Source organism: Janthinobacterium sp. 1L-D-8-B-C4, from assembly GCF_057291295.1.
This window is the reverse complement of the sequence record NZ_JBXAVX010000001.1, coordinates 422666-443079: the sequence shown is the minus strand read 5'-3', so window position 1 is coordinate 443079 and position 20414 is coordinate 422666. Positions and strand designations below refer to the sequence as shown.

The 20414-nt window shown below is 61.0% G+C and carries 23 protein-coding genes; 12 read left to right on the top strand and 11 right to left on the bottom strand.

The window, feature by feature from the left end:
- The first annotated feature begins 368 nt into the window (after nt 1-368).
- Complete coding sequence (locus AC0Z42_RS02085; protein WP_485466567.1) at nt 369-917, top strand: papain-like cysteine protease family protein; 549 nt, start codon at nt 369-371, stop codon at nt 915-917.
- Between the two features lie 63 nt (nt 918-980).
- Nucleotides 981-1493, top strand: coding sequence for a hypothetical protein (locus AC0Z42_RS02080; RefSeq protein ID WP_485466566.1), 513 nt, complete (start codon nt 981-983; stop codon nt 1491-1493).
- Between the two features lie 161 nt (nt 1494-1654).
- Here the strand turns inward: AC0Z42_RS02080 and AC0Z42_RS02075 are convergent, their stop codons facing one another.
- Nucleotides 1655-3664 carry a glycoside hydrolase family 3 protein gene (locus tag AC0Z42_RS02075; protein WP_485466565.1) on the bottom strand — a complete coding sequence of 670 codons (2010 nt, stop codon included), beginning with the start codon at nt 3662-3664 and terminating at the stop codon, nt 1655-1657.
- 226 nt (nt 3665-3890) lie between these two features.
- Between AC0Z42_RS02075 and AC0Z42_RS02070 the strand changes: the two genes are divergently transcribed.
- Nucleotides 3891-4928: a helix-turn-helix transcriptional regulator gene (locus tag AC0Z42_RS02070; protein WP_485466564.1), complete on the top strand. Its 1038-nt coding sequence runs from the start codon at nt 3891-3893 to the stop codon at nt 4926-4928.
- Here AC0Z42_RS02070 and AC0Z42_RS02065 read toward each other — a convergent pair.
- Nucleotides 4925-5689 (bottom strand): NADPH-dependent F420 reductase, encoded by a 765-nt coding sequence (locus AC0Z42_RS02065; RefSeq protein WP_485466563.1) that lies wholly within the window; start codon nt 5687-5689, stop codon nt 4925-4927. The two genes, AC0Z42_RS02070 and AC0Z42_RS02065, sit on opposite strands and share 4 nt — an antisense overlap.
- Before the next feature lie 70 nt (nt 5690-5759).
- Between AC0Z42_RS02065 and AC0Z42_RS02060 the strand changes: the two genes are divergently transcribed.
- Nucleotides 5760-6152 (top strand): winged helix-turn-helix transcriptional regulator, encoded by a 393-nt coding sequence (locus tag AC0Z42_RS02060; RefSeq protein ID WP_485466562.1) that lies wholly within the window; start codon nt 5760-5762, stop codon nt 6150-6152.
- Here AC0Z42_RS02060 and AC0Z42_RS02055 read toward each other — a convergent pair.
- The 3 genes from AC0Z42_RS02055 to AC0Z42_RS02045 all read right to left on the bottom strand — a co-directional run bounded on the left by AC0Z42_RS02055 (nt 6149) and on the right by AC0Z42_RS02045 (nt 11043).
- A complete protein-coding gene (locus AC0Z42_RS02055) occupies nt 6149-9226 on the bottom strand; it encodes an efflux RND transporter permease subunit (RefSeq protein ID WP_485466561.1) in 3078 nt (1025 codons plus the stop codon). The two genes, AC0Z42_RS02060 and AC0Z42_RS02055, sit on opposite strands and share 4 nt — an antisense overlap.
- On the bottom strand, nt 9223-10338 hold the full coding sequence (locus AC0Z42_RS02050; RefSeq protein ID WP_485466560.1) for an efflux RND transporter periplasmic adaptor subunit: 1116 nt from the start codon (nt 10336-10338) through the stop codon (nt 9223-9225). Before AC0Z42_RS02050 ends, AC0Z42_RS02055 begins: the two co-directional genes overlap by 4 nt.
- Nucleotides 10339-10422: 84 nt before the next feature.
- Nucleotides 10423-11043: a TetR/AcrR family transcriptional regulator gene (locus tag AC0Z42_RS02045; RefSeq protein ID WP_485466559.1), complete on the bottom strand. Its 621-nt coding sequence runs from the start codon at nt 11041-11043 to the stop codon at nt 10423-10425.
- An 83-nt stretch (nt 11044-11126) separates the two neighbouring features.
- Between AC0Z42_RS02045 and AC0Z42_RS02040 the strand changes: the two genes are divergently transcribed.
- Nucleotides 11127-12602, top strand: coding sequence for an efflux transporter outer membrane subunit (locus AC0Z42_RS02040; protein WP_485466558.1), 1476 nt, complete (start codon nt 11127-11129; stop codon nt 12600-12602).
- A 105-nt stretch (nt 12603-12707) separates the two neighbouring features.
- Here the strand turns inward: AC0Z42_RS02040 and AC0Z42_RS02035 are convergent, their stop codons facing one another.
- The gene (locus tag AC0Z42_RS02035; protein ID WP_485466557.1) at nt 12708-13187 is read right to left on the bottom strand and encodes a winged helix-turn-helix transcriptional regulator; all 480 of its coding nucleotides are present in this window, start codon (nt 13185-13187) and stop codon (nt 12708-12710) included.
- Between the two features lie 72 nt (nt 13188-13259).
- Between AC0Z42_RS02035 and AC0Z42_RS02030 the strand changes: the two genes are divergently transcribed.
- The 6 genes from AC0Z42_RS02030 (at nt 13260) to AC0Z42_RS02005 (ending at nt 17384) form a co-directional block, all read left to right on the top strand.
- On the top strand, nt 13260-13832 hold the full coding sequence (locus tag AC0Z42_RS02030) for an FMN-dependent NADH-azoreductase (protein WP_485466556.1): 573 nt from the start codon (nt 13260-13262) through the stop codon (nt 13830-13832).
- 84 nt (nt 13833-13916) lie between these two features.
- The gene (locus AC0Z42_RS02025) at nt 13917-14204 is read left to right on the top strand and encodes a putative quinol monooxygenase (protein ID WP_485466555.1); all 288 of its coding nucleotides are present in this window, start codon (nt 13917-13919) and stop codon (nt 14202-14204) included.
- A 78-nt stretch (nt 14205-14282) separates the two neighbouring features.
- A complete protein-coding gene (locus AC0Z42_RS02020; RefSeq protein ID WP_485466554.1) occupies nt 14283-14849 on the top strand; it encodes a hypothetical protein in 567 nt (188 codons plus the stop codon).
- Nucleotides 14846-15559, top strand: a complete 714-nt coding sequence (locus tag AC0Z42_RS02015) for a hypothetical protein (protein ID WP_485466553.1) — start codon at nt 14846-14848, stop codon at nt 15557-15559. Before AC0Z42_RS02020 ends, AC0Z42_RS02015 begins: the two co-directional genes overlap by 4 nt.
- Nucleotides 15560-15640: 81 nt before the next feature.
- On the top strand, nt 15641-16276 hold the full coding sequence (locus AC0Z42_RS02010; protein ID WP_485466552.1) for a M17 family peptidase N-terminal domain-containing protein: 636 nt from the start codon (nt 15641-15643) through the stop codon (nt 16274-16276).
- A gap of 106 nt (nt 16277-16382) precedes the next feature.
- Nucleotides 16383-17384 carry an SDR family oxidoreductase gene (locus AC0Z42_RS02005; protein WP_485466551.1) on the top strand — a complete coding sequence of 334 codons (1002 nt, stop codon included), beginning with the start codon at nt 16383-16385 and terminating at the stop codon, nt 17382-17384.
- 14 nt (nt 17385-17398) lie between these two features.
- Here AC0Z42_RS02005 and AC0Z42_RS02000 read toward each other — a convergent pair whose 3' ends face one another.
- Together AC0Z42_RS02000 and AC0Z42_RS01995 are read right to left on the bottom strand one after the other, a co-directional pair.
- Entirely contained in the window at nt 17399-17665 is a 267-nt protein-coding gene (locus AC0Z42_RS02000; RefSeq protein WP_485466550.1) for a hypothetical protein, read from the bottom strand.
- Between the two features lie 41 nt (nt 17666-17706).
- Nucleotides 17707-18297, bottom strand: a complete 591-nt coding sequence (locus AC0Z42_RS01995) for an RNA polymerase sigma factor (protein ID WP_485466549.1) — start codon at nt 18295-18297, stop codon at nt 17707-17709.
- A 367-nt stretch (nt 18298-18664) separates the two neighbouring features.
- Here AC0Z42_RS01995 and AC0Z42_RS01990 point away from each other — a divergent pair, with 367 nt between their 5' ends.
- Nucleotides 18665-18904: a hypothetical protein gene (locus AC0Z42_RS01990; protein WP_485466548.1), complete on the top strand. Its 240-nt coding sequence runs from the start codon at nt 18665-18667 to the stop codon at nt 18902-18904.
- 112 nt (nt 18905-19016) lie between these two features.
- Here the strand turns inward: AC0Z42_RS01990 and AC0Z42_RS01985 are convergent, their stop codons facing one another.
- The 3 genes from AC0Z42_RS01985 to AC0Z42_RS01975 form a co-directional block, all read right to left on the bottom strand.
- On the bottom strand, nt 19017-19985 hold the full coding sequence (locus AC0Z42_RS01985; RefSeq protein WP_485466547.1) for an IS1595 family transposase: 969 nt from the start codon (nt 19983-19985) through the stop codon (nt 19017-19019).
- Between the two features lie 139 nt (nt 19986-20124).
- Nucleotides 20125-20283, bottom strand: coding sequence for a hypothetical protein (locus tag AC0Z42_RS01980; protein ID WP_485466770.1), 159 nt, complete (start codon nt 20281-20283; stop codon nt 20125-20127).
- Nucleotides 20249-20413, bottom strand: coding sequence for a hypothetical protein (locus AC0Z42_RS01975; protein ID WP_485466780.1), 165 nt, complete (start codon nt 20411-20413; stop codon nt 20249-20251). Before AC0Z42_RS01975 ends, AC0Z42_RS01980 begins: the two co-directional genes overlap by 35 nt.
- Between the last annotated feature and the right edge of the window lies 1 nt (nt 20414).

Genomic DNA, 20414 nt, shown 5'->3' with positions numbered 1-20414 from the left:
TCCCGTTGTCAAAAGATAAAATATGCGATATTCTAGGCTGCCACTTCCAGATTTTATTTTATTTTTCGTTTTCTCTTTTATTATTGCCTGTTGGATAAATCAATTGGCGGCCGCAACCACGCATTGGATAGCAAGAGAGTTTAACAACTGAAGTTGAGTATTTCATTCATCATAAGCATACCAAGAAAAAAAATTACTCATAATAATTTTAACAGGCACACGAAAAATTATTGGAGAATCATAAATTAAACAAACCGCTTTATTCAAAATTATTTATTTTTATAAAAATTTATATATTCTTCGAATTAAATACAATTAAAATTATTTTAGTCATAAACATACACTAACCACTCCATCTTAAGGCTGCAATGCGAATAATTACAGGAAAGAAACTAAAATTACTAATTAATAAAATTGCAAACATAACTATAGCTGTCCCACAAATTCAAAAAAGTGGAAAATTGACTTGCTGGGCGGGATGCTACAGGATGATTGATAGCTATCAAAAAAAAGATGCCGCCTTCAAGAAATATCTTGAATTAAAAAACCCAGCATGTAAACGTTTTACTTGCGAAATAATTCCATGCAATGAATGCGATAATGCCAGAAAAAATACTGAAATTATTAAGGATCTCGTTAAAATTGGATATGGAAATAGCAGTCATTTTCAATCCCATGTAGATACTTCATTCATCAGGGAAAGTATGATCGATAAAAGCCCCCTAATGGCTTATAAAGATTATGGCACGTCTGTGGGCCACTTCGTTATCATAACAGGCATCATCACGAAGTTCTTTTTTACAAATACGCTATTATTAATTAATGACCCAGACAAGCAAAACCGCGACATAATTGATATTGCCGATTTTTGTTTGAAAAATGGAACTTGGAAAGAAACATGGAAAGTAAAAAAATGAACTCAAGATTTTTTCTCAATTACTCCAAAGAAAACCTAGAAAAGATTGATGAATTAATTCAGCATGCAATCCTTGTATTTTCATGCAAATATTGCACAGGAATTGCAAGATGAAACTGAAATAAATTACGATATTTCGCTATCGATGCGGGAATGGTGCATCAAGGAAAGAAATGAGTCGACTCGGATATTTTCAAAATGGTCTCTGCCTGGAAGAGAAAATACGTTGATTCTTGATTCAACAATGCGAGATCAACATATTGTCTCTTTGAAAATTCCAAACACAAATGAAATTCAAATAAAAATTGGCATTTCTTCCCCAACAGAAAATGATTCCTCTCCCTTACTATTTTCTTTATATGAATTTTCCAAAATTAATTCCTTAAAAGAAATTAGTTATAATGCAAAATCTCAAGTTCGATGGATCAGCATTCCAGGGGGCGGTTGCGACGGAGTTTTAACTAGCATTAAGGGACGGGGGTTGTCATTTATTCCCATTAATATTCAGCCCGGATTTTTGAGAAATTTTTCCGAGAATGAGATTTACGATGCAAAATATCTTTTTGACTATATATAGTTAGAAATAAGTAACCCTTGGTCAGTTCATTTGCGAAGCGACCAGGGTACCGTCGAGTAATTGCGTATTGAGCCATGCCTATCCAACAAATCATCGTCACCTAAAAAAACAGGCTTCTTTTGATTGCATAGACGTAGCCATAGTCAACCCGACTAATTGCGTCAATATCCCAGCCCATACCCGAACTTGTACAGCGGCCGCGCCGTGTCATACGGCACGTCGGACTTCTGCGCCTGCACTTCGGCCATCGACGAGGGCAGCTCGAACGGCAGCTTGCCTTCCGGTTTGGCCTTGCCGGTCAACACATCGAACAGCGCGCCATCGCTGACGCCGAAGTTGCCGATAATCGCGCTGGCCTTGTCCTGCACATTGCCGAGGATGGCCGGGCGGTCCAGGTAGACCGTGACGACGGTTTTCGGCGCCAGGCGGGCGGCATTCTTGATCGCCTCGTAGTCGGCGTCGCCGTCGACGAAGTTCAGGCGGCCTTCGTGCTGCATGCTGCCGAAGATATAGTTCGGGTGCAGGATTTCATATGGCGCGGCCACGCGCAGCAAGGCCACGTCGGCTTCCTGCGGGGTGGCCACCACGGTGTAGCCGTACTGGCGGGCAACGGCAGCGTCGATGCCGTACAAATACACCTTCTTGACGCTGGTGGCCAGCGGCAGCACCTTGTCCTTGTTTTCCAGCAGCACCAGCGAACGGCGCTGCGCTTCCAGGCCGGCGGCAACAAAATCGGCCTTGCCCACCGTGGCGGCGGCTTTCGCCGTATCGACAAATGGATGCTCGAACAGGCCCTGCTTGAATTTCTGCACCAGGATGCGGCGCGCCGAAGCGTTGATGCGCTCTTCCGTCAACTGGCCGCGCTGCACGGCCTGGGTCAAATAAGGCGCCTCCGTCACGCCGCCAAACTGGTCCATGCCGGCATTGACGGCCTTCACATAACGCTCGGCCTTGGTGGCGTTTTCCATGCCCCACGGCGTGCCAAAGCCGAAGAACGATGGCGCGACGCCGGGCGCAGTGCCGTTGCGGCAGTTGGCATCGCAGTCCGAGGTGATGCCCCAGTCGGACAAAATCACGCCTTCGAAACCGTATTTGCCGCGCAGCAGGTCGGTCAGCATGGTCTTGCTGAAGCCAGCCGCCGTTTGTTCCAGCGTGATGCCATCGATCGTGATATTGCCTTCCGGCATGGCGTAGGTCGGCATCACCGAAGCGGCCCTGGCGTTGAACGCGCCTTCGAACGGTTTCACATGATAGGCGAAATTGTTGCCCGGGTAGGTCATGTAGCGGCCATAGTAATTGTGGCCGTCAAAACCTTCTTTGGTCGCGCCATAGCCGACCCAGTGTTTGACCACGGCCACCACGCTGCCGTCGTGCAGGCCGGTATTGCCGTCCTGGAAGCCCTCGATATAGTTCTGCACCATGCGCTTGGCCAGGTCGGCGTCTTCGCCGAAGGTGCCGTTGATGCGCGACCAGCGCGGCTCGGTAGCCAGGTCGGCCTGTGGCGACAGCGCCTGCGTGATGCCGACGGCCAGGTATTCCTGGCGCGCGATATCGCCGAAGCGGCGCACCAGCGCATTGTCGCCGATCGCGGCCAGGCCCAGCGTTTCAGGCCATTGCGAGAAGCCGTTGGTCGATGCGCTGGCGCCCACCGTGTACTGGAAATGGTGGCGCGGATCGGTGCTGATCGACACCGGGATGCCGTGGCGCGAGGTTTCGCTCAACGCCTGCACCTTGTTGTACTGCGCCGCCATATTGGCCGAGTCGCCGGCCATGCGGGTAATGAAGGTGTTGACGTACTGCTTGACGATCAGGTCTTGCAGCGCGGTCAGGTCATAGCCGCTGCCCTGGCCGATGCCGGTCGGGTCGGCCACGGTGGGCGCCGTGCCGTGCATCATCAGGCCGGCTTTCTCATCAAGCGACATGCGCGAAATCAGGTCGTCGGCACGCGCCTCGGCGGTCAGGCGCCAATCCTCGTAAGGGTCGATCTTGCCGTTGCGGTTCATGTCCTTGAACATGTAGCTGTCGACCTTGAGCTGGCTGTAGGTGGTGGTGCCGAACACGGGCTGGGTGTATCCCGCGCTGTCGTTATCACTGCTGCCGCAGGCGACCAGGGCGAGCGTGGCGAGGCAGCCGGCGACCACGCGGGCCATCGGTTTCAAAGGGTGATTCATGCTTGTCTCCTGTGGTTTTTATAAAAATCAGGGTCCGCCTTGCAGGTCGGCCCGGATGCAATATAACGTGAGATTGCGTGAGTTTTTTGACTGCACAAAACACTGTTTATACTGCCGAGAACAATTTTTGATATTGATGCAAGTTAAGCAACATACAACATCGCTTTCCAACAAAAGTGCTAGTATTTGTGAAAAATTACTACAAGTTCGCAGAACTGGAGACGCCATGCACAAACCCGACACGCGCACGGTTTCCAACCGGATCGCGCAGCAATGCGCGCGCGCCATGCTGGCCGATGGCCACGATCCTGCCAGTTTTTTCCGCCATACGGGCATCAACCAGACGCAGCTGGACGAACCTGGCGGGCGCATCAGTGCCGAGCGGCACCGCCGCATGGTCAGCTATGCGCATCAGCTGCCGCCACAGCGCGGCATACTGGACCTCGACGTCACGCACTGGTTTGCGCATTTTTCGGGCATGGCCCACGTCTGCTTCAACCGCCCCACCCTGCGCGGCGCGCTGAACGAGTTCCTGCATTTGCGGGGACTGATCGGCCAGTTCGATTTCATGCTGATGAGCGAGAACGGCCACGCGATCGAAATCGAGTACTTGTCCGAGTTCTGCCCGGCCGGCGGCGCCATGCAGGCGCTGGCCAATTTCCGCATGCTGTCCCTGGTCACGCGCGCCTATGACCAGGGCACGCCCAGCGTATTCCAGGCCGGCTTTTGCGGCGCCGCACCGCGCTTTGCGCACGCCATCTCCGAGTGCTTCGGCGCGCCCGCCACGTTTGGCCAGGCGCGCAATACCCTGCGCTTCCGGGCGCCCGCGCTGGATCTCCCGTTCGGCCAGTTCAACGCTACCCTGGCGCCGCACGCGCTGCGCCACGCCCACGCGCAGCTGCAAAGCCTGCAGGGCGCGCAGCTGTTTTCCGCGCGCGTGGAGCAGGCCATCATCGACCTGCTGGGCCGGCAGGAAGGCGCAGCAGCCGATGGCGCCAAGCTGCTGCCGGCCCTGTGCGACGGCCTGGCGATGAACAGCTGGACCTTGCGCCGCCAACTGCAGCAGGAACAAACCTCGTTTCGCGCGCTCGAGCTGCGCGCCAAAAGCCGCGAATCGCGCCGGCTGCTGCGCGAAACGACGCTCAGCGTGGCCGAAATCAGCGACCGCCTGGGTTTTTCCTCGCAAAGCGCCTTCACCCGCTTTTTCAAGACCCAGTTCGAACTGCCACCGGCGCGCTACCGGCAGGACGCGGCCGGGGCCTAGATGTTCAGACGGCGGTTCATGGCGACGATGTCGTCATGGCCTGGGTGCGCGCCCAGCTGGGCGAACTGCGCCGGCATCTGTTCGCGTATCGCCCGCGCCTTGCCAGGTACCGCCGCAGCCAGCGCCTTTGTCATGGCCGGCGCATCGAGATCGCAACAATAGGCGGGCGTGCATGGCTGCTGGCGCCAGGACTGTGCCAGGGTGCCGCCATCGACCGCGTCAAAACCGGCCTGGTCGACCAGGATCATCGCCGTCTGCATGGCCATGGGGTCATCGCCGGCGACTGCAATCGCCAGGCGGCCCGGCGTGCCCGCTGGCTGGCCCAGCGCGGCCAGGGTGTGCGCCAGCACATTGTTGAAAGCCTTGACCACCGGACGCCCCAGCTGGCGTGCCACCCAGACACTTTCGGCCAGGCCGGCATCGATCTGGGCAATCGCCGCGTCGCGCATGCCGGGGTAATAGTTGCTGGTGTCGATCACGGCAACTTGCGCCGGCACCGCGTCGAACAGGTCGTCCGGCAGGCTGGCCATGGCCGGCAGCGGAATGGCCAGCACCACCACGTCCACGCCATCGACGGCGCCATGCACGTCGGCCGGCTCCGCTCCCATGTCGTCGGCCAGGCTTTGCACGCCTTTGACGCCGCCGGAATTGGCCACTTTGACCGCATGGCCGGCGGCCAGCAGCTTGCGCGCCAGTGTGGCGCCGATATTTCCCGTCCCAATAATGCCGATCTTCATGTTTACTAGCTCCAGATAACTCAATATGCTGCGATTTTAGGTGGCTCATGCAATAATAGGAAGTACCCACCAAAAAGTAAGTAACCCACATATCATGGCAGAACCACGGGAATGGAATTGTGGCGATCCGCAAAATCGCCGCGACTGGGCCGAGGCCACCACCGAGACCTTGCGTGTCCTCGAAGGCAAATGGAAGATCATCATCCTGTGCCAGCTGTTTGCGGCCAAGGCGCCCCTGCGCTTTTCCGACCTGGAGCGGCTGATCGAGGACGTCAACCAGAAAATGCTGATCCAGCAGCTCAAGCAGCTGGAAAAGGACGGCATCGTCGTGCGCACGGTCTACGCCCAGGTGCCGCCCAGGGTGGAATACGCCTTGAGCGAGATCGGCCAGGCGCTGGGACCGTCGATGCAGGCGCTGATCGAGTGGGCGGAACTGCGGCGCGCCCGCCTGGCGCACGCCGCTGCCGCTCCTGCCGCGCCAGTCTAGGACTGCGCCAGCGCCCTTGCCTGCGGCCGTATGCGAAACCAGATCGCATACATCGCCGGCAGGAACACGAGGGTCAGCACCGTGCCGGCAAAAGTACCACCAATCAAGGTATAGGCCAGCGTGCCCCAGAACACCGAATGCGTCAGCGGAATAAACGCGAGGATGGCCGCCAGCGCGGTCAGTATCACGGGCCGTGCACGCTGTACCGTCGCTTCAACCACGGCATCGAACGGCGCCAGGCCGGCCGCCTCGTTCTGGTGGATCTGGCCGATCAGGATCAGCGTATTGCGCATCAAAATACCCGACAGCGCGATCAGGCCAACCAGCGCATTGATGCCGAATGGCTGCTGGAACAGCAGCAAGGTCGGCACCACGCCGATCAGGCCCAGCGGGCTGGTCAGGAACACCATCACCATCGCCGAGATCGAGCGCACCTGCAGGATAATCATCAGCAGGGTCAATGCCAGCATGATGGGAAACAGCGGCAGCATGGCCTGCGTCGCCTTGGCCGATTCCTCGATCGAGCCGGCCTGCTCGATGCGATAGCCGGCCGGCAGCTTGTCGATGATGGCTTGCAGCTGCGCCGTGATGGCGCCCGAGACGTCGGGCGGCTGCAGGCCGTCGGCGATGTCGCCACGCACGGTGATGGTCGGCTGGCGGTCGCGCCGGCGCATCACGGGCTCCTCCGAACGCACCTCGACGGTGCCCACCTGCGACAGCGCGATGCGTTCGCCATTGGCGCCGGCCAGGGTCAGGTCGGCGATGCGCGCCGGGTCAAAGCGCACGTCGCCGGCCGCGCGCGCCATCACCTGCACCGTGCGGATATCTTCGCGCACGGCGGTCACCGGCACGCCGCTGAGCATGAACTGCAGCTGCTGCGCCACCGCGGCGGAGGTCAATCCCATCGCCTGCAAGCGCTCCTGCTGCAGGCTGAAATGCAGGGTCGGCGTGCGCGTGCCCCAGTCGGTATTGACGGTGCGCATCATCGGGCTGGCCTGCATTACCTGCCGCACCTGGCCGGCGACACCGCGCAAGACCTCGGGGTCCGGGCCGCTGACCCGGTAGGCGACCGGAAACGGCGAATACGGGCCGAACACCAGTTGCGTCACGCGCACGCGCGCCTCGGGCGCCAGCCCGGCGGCCACCGCCACGCGCAGGCGCTGTTTCAGGGCGTCGCGCGCCTGCTGGCTGTCGGTACGCACAACGATCTTGGCAAACGACGGGTCGGGCAATTCCGGTCCCATCGCCAGGTAGAAGCGCGGCGCGCCCTGGCCCACATAGGCGGTGACGATCTTCGCCTCGCTCTGGCGCGCCAGCCACGCTTCGACTTTGGCGGCCGCGCCGCTGGTCTGCCCGATCGCGCTGCCATATGGCAGTTGCACTTCGATCAGCACTTCAGGGCGGTCCGAGACTGGGAAAAACTGCTTCTTGACGATGGCCATGCCCAGCACCGCCAGCACGAACAGGCCGATCACGGTGCAGAACACCAGCCACTTGCCGGCGATCACGCGCCCCAGCAGCCGGCGAAAACGGTGGTAGCGCGGTGTATCGTACAAGCCTTCGTGGCCGCTGGCGACCTGTTTGAGTTCGGGCAGCAGTTTCACGCCGAGATAGGGCGTAAACACCACCGCCACCACCCACGAGGCGATCAGCGCGATGCCGACGATCCAGAACATATTGCTGGTGTATTCGCCGGCGCTCGAACGCGCAAAGCCGTTCGGCATGAAGCCCACCGCCGTGACCAGCGTGCCGGCCAGCATGGGCGCGGCCGTGTGGCTCCAGGCGTAGGCGGAGGCGGCGATGCGGCTGTAGCCCTCCTCCATTTTCACCACCATCATTTCGATGGCGATGATGGCGTCGTCCACCAGCAGGCCCAGGCCCAGGATCAGCGAACCCAGGGTAATCCGGTCGAAGTTCTTGCCGGTCGCCGCCATCACGATGAACACCACCGCCAGCGTCAATGGCACGGCGGCGGCCACCACGATGCCGACCCGCCAGCCCATGCTGACAAAGCACACCAGCATCACCACCAGCAGCGCGGCCAGGAACTTGAGCATGAATTCGTCGACCGCCGCGCCGATATTGACGGCCTGGTCGGTGACCTTGGCCAGGCTCATGCCCAGCGGCATGGCGGCGCCAATGGCCGTCACTTCGCTGTCCAGCGCCTTGCCCAGGTCCAGCCCGTTCCAGCCGTCGCGCATCACCACGCCCAGCAGCAGCGCCGGCTCGCCGCCATTGCGCACCATGAAACTGGCCGGGTCTTCCTGGCCACGGCGCACGGTGGCGATATCGGACAGGGCCAGGGTGCGCCCCTGCGACGCCACCGGCGTGTCGCGGATCTTTTGCAGCGCGTCGAGCGCGCCGTCGAGGCGAATGAACACCTGCGGCCCGCGCGTTTCGACCGAGCCGGCCGGCGTCAGGGCGTTCTGGCCATTGAGCGCGGCGAACACATCCTGCGCGCGCACGCCGAGGGTGGCCAGGCGCTCCTGCGAAAACTCCACATAGATGCGTTCGGCCTGCTCGCCGATGATATTGACCTTTTTCACTCCCGGCACGTGCAGCAGGCGCTGGCGCAGGGTTTCCGCCTCGCGCACCAGCAGGCGCTGCGGCTCGCCGCGCGCTTTCAGCGCGTACAGGGCAAACGTGACGTCGGCGTATTCATCGTTGATCATGGGGCCGATCACGCCGGCCGGCAAATTGGCCGCCTCGTCGCCGGCTTTTTTTCGGGCCTGGTAAAACTCGGCCTGCACCTGGTCGGGCGGCGTGCCGTCGAGCAGCGTCAAGGTGGTGAAGGCCAGGCCGGGCGTGGTGTAGGTCTCGGCGCGTTCATACCAGCGCAGTTCCTGCAGACGCTTTTCGATCTTTTCGGCCACCTGGTCCTGCATCTCGCGCGCGCTGGCGCCGGGCCAGGCGGTGACGATGGTCATCACCTTGACGGTAAAGGCGGGGTCTTCCGCCCGCCCCAGCTTGAAGAACGACAGCAGGCCGGCCAGGGAAATCAGGCAGATCAGGAACAGGGTGACGGAGCGCTCGCGCACGGCCAGCGCCGACAGGTTGAAGCCGCCCGCGCTCATGGACGCGCCCCGGCGCCGGCGGCCAGTTCGACCAGCGGCGCCTGCTCGACCCTGACCTGTTCGCCCTGGTGCAGCAGATGGGCGCCCAGCGCGACGATGCGCTCGCCCGCCTTCAGGCCATCCACATCGGCGCCATCCTGGTGCAGCCTTTGCACCCTGACCGGCCGCCAGCTAACCTGCGCCGGAGCGCCGCCGATCACCCACACGCCCTGCCCCTTGCCGGCGTCATGCAGCGCCGCCAGCGGCACTTGCACGCTGGCGCCGCCAGCTGGCCCGCCGGCCAGGCGCAAGGTGACGGTGGCGCCCAGCGGCGCGTTCGACAACGCCGCATCGAGCACGTAGCGCGCCTCGAAAGTACGCGTCTGCCGGTCCGCCGTCTGCGACAGCTGGCGCAGCGTGGCCGGCACGCCGGCACCCGGACGGCCGAACAGCGTGGCCTGGCCGGTCGACCCCAGCGCGGGACGCAGGGTTTCCGGCAGCTGGATCGCCGCTTCGCGCCGGCCATCCTGGGCCAGGCGCACCACCACCTGCCCGGCGGCGACCACCTGGCCAGGTTCGGCCAGGGTGTCCATCACGACACCGTCGGCGTCGGCCAGCAGCACCGCGTAGCGCAGCGCATTGCGCGCCACTTCGGCCTGCGCTTCGGAGGCCTTCAGCTGGGCACTGGCCGCGTCCAGCGTCGTTTTGACCTGGTCGTACTGTGATGCCGAAATGGCGCCGGTACCGCGCAGGTCGCGGTAGCGCGCTTCCTCGTCGCCCGCCTGGCGCGCACGGGCGCGGTCGGCCATGACCGCCTCCTGGCGCGCCTGCGCCTGCAACTGCAGGTCGTCGGCATCGAGGCGCATCAATGGCTGGCCACGGCGCACGGCCTGGCCGGCGTCGACCAGCCGTTCGCGCACCTTGCCGGCCACCCGAAAAGCCAGGTCGCTTTGCACGCGCGGCGCGACCACGCCGGTAAAGCTGCGCGCGCCCGATTCGGCGCCCTGCACCGCGACGGCGCGCACCAGCGGCGTGGCGGTGCGCGGATCGGCCTGCGCCTTGTCGGCGCAGGCGGCCAGGGCCAGCGGCAAGGCGGAGATGACTACAGATGAAGCGAGGCGGCGCCAGTGCATAAGAATCCTGTGAACGAATTGATCAGGGTTCTCATTCTGGTACTAGTGACCAAATAAGTCAATGGTCACATATTGACAAAGTGATTATGGCGACAGGCTGCGCAACACCAGGCTCGACAGCTGCACCACCGCTGTTTCGCTGGTGTCGAAGCTGTGCTGCAGCAGCAGCGGATTGACGTAGGGACGCATCACCAGGTAGATCGCGCTGGCCGTCTCATCGAGCGGCGTCTTGCGTTCGAAGTCGCCCGTCTTGCGCCCCTGCTGCAAGATATCCTGCAGCAAATCGCCCATCGCCAGCTCGTAGGCCAGCACGGACGGCCAGCGCTCGGTAGCGGCCGAGGCGGCGATATCGTACAGCTTGCGGTCCTGGAAAAACAGCCGCAAGCTGGCCTCGACACTGGTCTTGAACATGCGCCGCAGCTGCTCTGGCGGCCGCCCGGCCGCCGCCACCGCGTTTCTCACTTCGGTTTCGATCTGGCGCAGGCAGTTGGCGCAGATATGCTCGCCGATGGCCTGCTTCGATTCAAAGAACTTGTAGATATAGGCCTTGGAAAAGCCGATCGCCTTGGCCAGGTCGGAGACGGTGGTCTTTTCATAGCCGTAGCGGCTGAAGTAATCGGTGGCGGCGGCGACGATCTGGTCGCGCACGTCATGGCCGGCGGGGCCGCGCGCAGGGGTGGGTGTGTCGGGTGTGGTCGGATTCATGGCGACAGCTTAACGCGCCGCGCCAGAATTCACAATAAGTGACCAATATGTATTATAGTCACATTTTATTTCTTTTGAACTGGATGACCATCATGCCACTGCCACGCCTGCGCCTCCCCTTCCTGATGATCGCCGCCGGCCTGGCCGCCGGCTGCACCACCGGCGCGGATTACCGCCGGCCCGAACTGCCGCAAGCGGCAAGCTATCTGCACCAGGCGGCGCTGGGCGAGTCAAGGGACGACAGCGCCGCCGAACTGCGGCAGTGGTGGACGGCATTCGGCGATCCGCGCCTGACGCGGCTGGTAACCGTGGCGCTGGCGCAAAACCTCGATCTGGCGCAGGCGCAGGCCAAAGTCAGCCAGGCGCGCGCCGCCATCGGTGCGGCCGACGCCGCGCTGCTGCCATCGGCCAGCCTTGGCGGCCAGGCGGCGCGCGCCTATCAATCGGTGCAAACGCCGCTGGGCCAGGTGCTGAACGCCACGCCAGGCTATGAGCGTGCCGGCAGCGCGCGCGAACTGAACCTGCAAGCGTCGTGGGAACTCGACCTGTTCGGCGGCCTGCGCCGCGAACGCGAAGCGGCGCGTGCCGATTATGCCGCCATCGAAGCGGGATGGGCCGCGACGCGGCTGGCGGTGGCGGCGCAAACGGCCGACTTGTACCTGGCGGTCCAGGGCCTGCAGGCGCGGTTGGAACTGGCGCGCAAACAAGTCGAGACCCAGGCGGCGCTGCTGCAGATCGCCACCCTGTTACATGGCAAGGGGCTGGTGAACGAGCCGTCGCTGCGCCAGGCCGAAGCGGCGCTGGCGCAGGCGCGCGCCGTCGTGCCTGGCCTCGACACGGCGCGCGAGGTGGCGCTGCATGCGCTGGACGTGATGCTGGGTGCGGCGCCCGGCACCTACGGTGCGGAAATGGCCGCCGCCGGCGTGCTGGCGGCCGCGCCGCGCATCACGGCAGGCGGCGCGCCGGGCGAGCTGCTGCGGCGCCGGCCCGACCTGATCGCCGCCGAACGGCGTCTGGCCGCCGCCAGCGCGCGCACCGGCGCGGCCGTGGCCGAGTACTACCCGAAATTCGATATTGGCGCCCTGCTTGGCAGCGCCACTGCCGGCGGCGCCCTGTTCGGCAGCGGTTCAGGCCAGGCCGCCGGCGTGCTGGGCCTGCGCTGGCGCCTGTTCGATTTCGGCCGCATCGACGCGCAGATCGACGCTTCCCGGGGCCGGGAAGCCGAGCTGCTGGCGGCCTACCGGCTGGCCGTGCTGCGCGCCACCGAAGACGTGGAAAACGCCTGTTCGGCACTGCTGCGGCATGAAGAACAGGCGGCCTTTCTGGCACAAGGCGTGGCAGCGTTTGAGCGCACCCGCGCCGCCGCGCTGGCCGCCTACGACAAGGGCGTGACCAGCCGCATCGACGTGCTGCAGGCAGAAAGCCAACTGCTGCGCGCGGCCGACGCGCGCACGCAGGCGCAAACGGCGTCGGCGCGCGCGGCTGTGGCCACTTACCGGGCGCTGGGCGGCGGCTGGCAGGCGCCGGAGAATCAGACAGAAGTGGCCAGCGCCAGGTAAAAAAGCCACGTCAGAAAAAGCGCCTCACGCCGGCCATCACATCGTTCTGCTTGAGCGCCACGGCCGCCAGCACGCGAGAATTTGACCAGGATGCCTCAAACCGCTCTAGGCCTGTTCCGTGTCGCCGGCGCCATCGGCATGCTGCATGTCATACGCCAGCCGCGCCGCGTCTATCTGCGCGCGGTGGCCAAAAGCCCAGGCGCCCAGTGCGCTGATGGGGCCGAGCAAGGACCGGCCCAGGTCCGTCAGCGCATAGTCGACGCGCGGCGGCACGGTGGGAAATACCGTGCGCGTGACCAGGCCGTCGCGCTCCAGGCCGCGCAGGGTCAAGGTCAGCATGCGCTGCGAAATGCCGTTGATCAGGCGGCGCATTTCATTGAAGCGCTTGGTGCCGTTGCCCAGCAAGATCACCACCAGCACGCTCCACTTGTCGCCCACGCGCGCCAGGATATCGGTCGCCGGCTGGCAGGAATGCGCCACGGCCGGATAGCCGCCTGCCGTGCGCATGCGCTGTTCCAGCGCTGCGCCGCCATCGGTCACATCCATGTGCCCGGGTATGGAAAAAGTGCCTTCTTGTGCGTTCAATTTTTTTTCATCACTATGAGCCTCAGGTACAAAATGATACCACCCTGAACCGACCAAATTACAAGGCTCCAAATGAATATCTTGCATATCGATTCCAGCATCCTGGGCGACCATTCCACCACGCGCCAGCTGACGGCGGCCATCGCCGCGCGCCTGCAAGCGGCCGCGCCCGGCGCGCACGTCACTTACCGCGACCTGGCGTTTGATCCGCTACCGCAATTCACGGCGGCCCCCGGCGCCGATGATGCAGCGGCGCTGGCGACTGCACTTGAGCAAGTACTGGCCGCCGACGTGATCGTGATCGGCGCGCCGTTGTACAACTTCAGCATTCCTTCGCAACTCAAATCGTGGCTGGACGCGCTGGCAGTGCCGGGCAAGACGTTTCAGTACGGCGCCAGCGGCCCCGAAGGCTTGCTTGGCGCCAAGCGCGTGATCGTTGCCTCGGCGCGCGGCGGCATCTATACGCCTGGCACGCCGATGGCCAGCCTCGACCACCAGGAAAACTACCTGAAGAGCTTTTTCGGTTTCCTCGGCGTAAGCCAGCTCGAAATCGTGCGTGCCGAAGGCCTGAAGGTCAGCGACGAGGTCCGCGCGCAGGCGCTGGCGTCGGCGTTCGAGCAGATCGCACAGCTGAAGGCGGCATAGGGAACCGGGCCATTGTGGTGGGGGCTGGGCAGAAAGGCGCCAGATGCGCTAAGCTCTTGAGCCCACCCTCACACAAGGAACACCATGACCCTGATCGTCGTCGCCACCATCGATGCCAAAGCCGACCATATCGCCGCCGTGCGCGCCGCATTGGAAGCGGTGGTGCCGCCCAGCCGCGCAGAGAGCACTTGTTTGCGCTACGAGCTGCACCTGGATAATAAAATCCCCACCCGCTTCATCATGCTGGAAGAATGGGCCAGCGAACCCGCCTTGCGCGCGCATGAAGCGACGCCGCATTTCAAGCAACTGGTTGATGCCGTCGGCGACAAGGTCGTCAAGATCGACGTGGCGGAACTGAGCAAACTGGCCTGAATTTGGCGCCGGCTTCAATCGCGCGCGCCTGCTGAAACGTTGCCATATAGAATGTGGCAACTTTTCTCGATACTTGCCATGATCACTATTCCTGCCCTACGCGCCACCGCCGCGCTTGCCGCCCTGACCTTCAGCCTTGGCGCCTTTGCGCAAGCTCCCATGCCCAATCTGGTGGGCGACTACAATCTGGCGTCCTCGACCACCGTGCCGGCCAGCACCTGGGGCTATTCCAAGGGACGCATCGCCATCAAGCAGCTCGATGACAAGCACCTGCTGATTGTCCTGTCGTGCGAATGGAAACGCGAACCGAAGGCTGTCTGCGGCGATTATTTCTACGCCCAGTGGCGCGACGACGGCCTGTACCTGCAGGACATGAATACCTTCGCCATGCGCCTGTATTTCGATCCCGCTTCGCGCAAGCTCACCATTATTTCGCGTGGCGCCGACGCCAAGGCCAGCGTGCGCCACGACGTGTTCGCCGCCACCACCGCCCCACTGACCGATACGGCCCTGGTGCGGCGCATGAAGCGCGAACAGGGCAATGCCGACAGCAAGGAAAACCGCCGCGTCTTCGGCCCCTACAACAAATGGGACTACAAGGAAAACCGCATCGAATTCCAGCAGCAAGCCAGCGTGAAACCATGATGCGGCGCCAGTTGCTGCGCCTGGCCGGCACCTTGCTGTGCTCTCCGGTGCTGGTGCGCGCGGCAGAAACGGGCTTGAGCGGCCCCGTGCGCAAGCGCATCCTGTCCACCATCGAACTGGCCGCGCCCAGGGTGCTGAACGTACAGCACCTGGCTTTGATACGGCGCTTCAATATCGCCTGGTCGCCGGTGGAAAGTGGCGCGCCGATGCTGAACCCGGCCCAGCCGCTGGGCGAAGGCGACACCCTGGCGCTGGCCATGCAGGCGACCGCCGGCAACGACACGCCCCTGGCCGCGCAGCGCCTGATGGAAGCGGCGCAGTTGCTGCCCCATTTCATGCAGATGGCGAAACTGAAACCGGGCAGCTACGCGCTTGGCAAGGCCAGCTTTGCATTTACCGAACGCCACCAGTTGCTGCTGCGCCGCCAATCGTGGCGCTCGCTGGAAATGCTGGGCCTGGAAGCTGAAGACTATCTGGGCGAAGGCTATTGGCCCACGCCGTCGGTCGATGGCAAGCGGCCGTATGGCGATTTCACCAACTACCCGGTCGAGATGGCGCAGGCGCTGGGCTTGCCCGTGCGCAAGCGGCCGGACGGCATCCTGGCGGTCACGCCCGCGCTTGAAAAGGAACTCGAAGCGCTGCACGAGCAGACCATGCCGGCCATGCAGGTGTTCGTGCGCCATGCCGGCCTGATGCGCAATACGGTCTAACGCCGCCTGCCTTCTGGCAGGTGTGCGAGACATGGCAAGCAGCTAGGATGGGCGTACCCTCTTACGCAAGGAAACACCGCCATGACCAGCCATCAAGCCAGCCATCTTCCCGTACGCCACCCGATCGGCATCGTCCGCGGCGTCACCTTCGACGTGGTGGCCTGGGGTCCGGCGATGGCCGACGTCGACCTCAGCGTCGCTTGCATGTTCGAACACGAAGTTGGTGGCGCTCCCATCGCCGGCGGCCTGCTGGCCCTGGATCAGGCGCTGGGCGGCCAGTTGACGCTGCTGCGCGCCAGCGGCGCCTTTCGCGCTCAGCCGATGGAAACCCTGCTGATCACCGTGCCGCCTGCCACCATGGTGCCACGAGCGATACTGGTAATTGGCCTGGGCGACCCTGGCTTGCTGACCTCCGAGGTGCTGCGCCGCGCCACCCGCGTGGCCATGCGCGAAGCGATACGCCACGGCGCGCGCTCGATGGCGTTTGCGCCCAGCGTGCTCGACGCGGGGCACACCGACAATGCCGCGCTGGACATGCCCGAAGTCATGCTGGAAGGCATGCTGGGTGCACTGGCCGCCGAATGGCTGCTGGCCGACACCGGCCTGGCACGCGAACCGCTGCTGCGCCATTGCACGTTTGACGTCGGCGCGCTGCGTGTGGAATCGGCCGCGCTGGCGTTTGCGGCGGCGTTTGCCAGGCTGAATGATGCCAAATAGCAAAATCACTGACATGTGAGCTATCGAACGGAGGCCAGGCGCTGCGTCGTCCATGCTTGAACGTGCTGGTATTTTGTCCACGCATGCTTTCAAGAAAGGTCACACCATGGATGCTGATAACACCAACCGCTCACGCCGCCAGTTTGTCGGCGTGGCTGCCACCGGGGCCATCGCCTCGGTCGTCGCGCCCGCCATGGCGCAGTCTGGCAGCGCCGCGCGCCCTGCCGGCCTGCCGCCCAATCCCGTCACGCAATATCCGCAGCCGCCGTTCGCCGTCCAGCAGCAACCCTGGCCTGGCCTGACGAGCAAGATGAATCCCCGCCCCGACCATGGCGAAACCAGCTACAAGGGTTCTGGCCGCCTGACGGGCCGGCGCGCCCTGATCACGGGTGGCGACTCGGGCATCGGCCGCGCCGCCGCCATCGCCTATGCGCGCGAAGGCGCGGACGTCGCCATCAACTACCTGCCAGCCGAAGAGGAAGACGCGCGCGAAGTGGCGCAGCTGATCCGCGCCGCCGGCCGCAAGGCCGTCACCATTCCTGGCGACATCAAGGATGAAGCGTTCTGCCAGAAGCTGGTGGCGGACGCGGCGCGCGCACTGGGCGGCCTCGACATCCTCGTCAACAACGCGGCGCGCCAGTTTTCGGCGGATTCCATCGTGGACATGACCACCGCCCGTTTCGACGAAACCTTCAAGACCAATGTGTACGCCATGTTCTGGATCACCAAGGCGGCCGTGCCACTGATGAAGCCCGGCTCGGCCATCATCAACACCGCGTCCGTCAACGCCTACGACCCCAGCGAGAACCTGCTCGACTATGCCGCCACAAAGGGCGCCATCATGATCTTCAGCAAGGGCCTGGCCAAGCAGCTGGCCAGCAAGGGCATCCGCGTCAACGCCGTCGCACCTGGCCCGTTCTGGACCCCGCTGCAAGTGACTGGCGGCCAGCCGCCCGAGAAGCTGCCTGAATTCGGCAAGGACACGCCGATGGGCAGGCCAGGCCAGCCAGCGGAACTGGCGGGCGTCTATGTGCTGCTGGCGTCGGGCGAGTCCAGCTATGCGACGGGCCAGGTGTATGCGGCGGTCGGCGGCAATGGCGGGCCTTGATTGATTTGCCATGTTCAGCCAGCCTGCGATGGACAGGCAGGCTCCCCGTGGCCGATCAGCGTCGGCGGCGAAGGGCTATTCCTGCGGCAATGAACCAGCACGCGCAAGGCGACCTGCAATGGCACTTGCTGCTCTCGCAGGTATTTGGCCGCAGTGAAAGTCCCCAGCATTTGCTGGAAAATAAGTGCGACATCTATTTTTTGAGCCATCAGTGCGTCTGCTCGTCTGTGCAAGCCTGATTCAGCTTCCTGCCGAACTGAAACAGCATGAACATTTTTCATGGGACGAAACCACTTTATGGCAGCTTCCGGCATATGCATATTCACTTGTTTGTTTCCCCACCGAATTCATCGTCTTTTTCCAATACCATCATGATGGACTCCCTGGCGCGATGCAGACGGCTTTTCACCGTGCCTACAGGGCAATTCACTCTCCTGGCGATTTCGGCATAACTTAGTCCTTCGCTTTCGCGCAACATGAAAATTTCGCCCAGGAACGGTGGAAAGTTCGTGATGACGCCTATGACTTCCATTTTCTGCTGAACGGCAATGCAAATGGCTTCAGGCCCGTCTTCGTGGCAGGCATCCATTTCAATTGCCTTGCCGGATAACTCATCCATTTCGGGTAAAAAACAAAATCTCCTGGTCTCTTTCCTGGCATGAAATCTTATGCAATTCATGGTGATGGAATAAATCCAGGTAAAAAATTCGGCATCGCCCCGAAAATTCTTCAAACCTTGATAAGCCCTGAAAAAGACAAGCTGAATTAAATCCTCGATATCCTGCTGGTTTTTAATATGGCGGCGAATAACATTCGATACCCGTGTCCGATATGCCAGATACAGGGCGGTAAAGGCCTGCTCATCGCCAGTTCGCACTCTTTCCAAAAAGAAATTTTTATTATTATCAGACATGATTGCCTCACGCGTCAGCAAAGGTTAATGTCGTATCCTATCAGCAAGAATTTCCCATTCGGTTGACATGTGATGTAGCATTGATATATATCAAATTAAAATAAAAACAACAATCTTCTTATGGTAACGATTAATCAAAAAATTTCTTAAAATAAATATTTATTAAATTTTTGCAATTTTAATTTGCGCATTACAAAATGAAATATAAAGATAACTTTTATTTTTTTATAATTGAATAGTTGTTGCAATTTGAAAACTTTCAATTATCAAATTTCAAACCGTCCATTATCGCGTGCGCATGGAAAAATTTTTGTATAGTAATATCAAACATGCACCAAACTGATCACGTAAATAAAATTGCCGCCCCATGTACACTATTGAATTTACGCAACGCACAACGCGGGTCCTGCGATCCATCGACACCGAAGCCGGACGACTGAAGATTGATATAAAGGACAGCGCAACGCCTTTTGACACCCTGATCGTCAACGCATGGGTGATCATCGACAACGGAGTGCGGTGGCTGGAATATGAAACCGTCGGCTGTCAAACAGTCAGGGTCAGGCTGGCGACCGCGCAGCGCTGGTCACGGCAGCCCAAATGGTGACGGGGCGAAGAGTTGTAAACGATGGATTGGGTAGACAATTGGCATGCACAGGCGGCAGGCAAGCAAAAATTCTGCGGCGGTTCAGGGCTGATTCAATCCACGTAATAAAAGGCTATGTCACTGTCAAATGTGGGAACGTACCCAAGGTAGCCCTGAGCAAGCTTTCGGAGGACAATATCCTCTTTGCGTCGAGTATCCAGCGCCAGCCCAGGTAGTTGGGCAAGTAGCGCGTTGCCACGCCATGAAAGGCGCGCAACCATTCGCGCAAGCGACTGTGATAGGCGTTCACGTTCTGCACGTGGACTGTGCCACGCACGCGGATGCCGGCGCGCAAGTTCACTGCAGCATGCAGGATGCCGATTTCCTTCGCAAACACCGGATAGGCCGGATGCCCATCGCTGACCAGTAGAATGTCACGGTCGATCACCGCTGGCAGGCAGGCGTGCAGCTTGGCCTTGGTCAGTGGGCCCAGGCCGGTAACGAAATCGACGGTCTGCCCGGTGCGGTCACGGGCTACCAGGATGCACACTTGTTCATTCGAAATGCCGCGCTGGCGGGCCACACCACCACGCTTGCGCGCCGGACGCATCAGGTGCCGTGAACCTTTCTGCGACTCCAGCACATACATCTCGTCGGCCTCGGATATGCCATGCAGGCAGCGCGGCCGGTCGGTTTTAGCCAGGGCCAGGAAGCGGTGGCGCCAGCGAAAACTGGTATTGCGATGGATATTGACTTCGCTTGCAGCCTTGCGCACCGAAAACGAATTGAGCAGGCAATCGGCATAGGCCAGCCAGCGAGCCTTGTAGCGCAAGTGCGCCAGCGGGGTGCCCGTCAGGGCATTGAAGGTTTTGCCGCAAGGCACGCATCGGTAGCGTTGCAGGCCGTGGGCAAGACCATGCCGGTGAAAATGTACCGACTGGCAGGCTGGGCAATGTAACTGCCGTTGTGCCACTTGTTCGATCAAGGTCACGCTGGCATCCTGCGCCGCGCTGCTACGCAACAGGTTGCCGCTGACAACCCGCTGGCGCGGCGACAGTAGCTCGAATTGCTTGATGAAAATCTGCCACTGGATAAGGTCCATGATCAGCTCCTGAAAGGAAGTAACTGATTAGTTAGACCTCGGTAATGTCGGCGTGTTCCCACTGTTTATGGTGACAGAGCCTAATAAAACGGCGCGATACCGTCAAACGCAATGATTTCCAGCACACCGCCCGCATCCTTTAGCGACGCCACGCAAGCGAGCATCTGGTCGACCATGTTATAGCCGTCGTTGGTAGTGTCGTAGCTGTCCATCGATGTGGTCCTCGGTGCGATTGCCGCGCCCACGGCGGCTGCCTGGACAGGTCATTGAAGTCCCAGACGACCTGGTCCGGCGCCAGCGCAGCCAGGCCTTGCCCGATCTGCCGCAGTTCCAGCCAGGCGCACCGCCACCGTCGACAGCAGGGAGTGCAGCACCACATCGATGCCGATCTCGGTAATGATCTCAGCGTGACGGAAAGCGATCGTCATG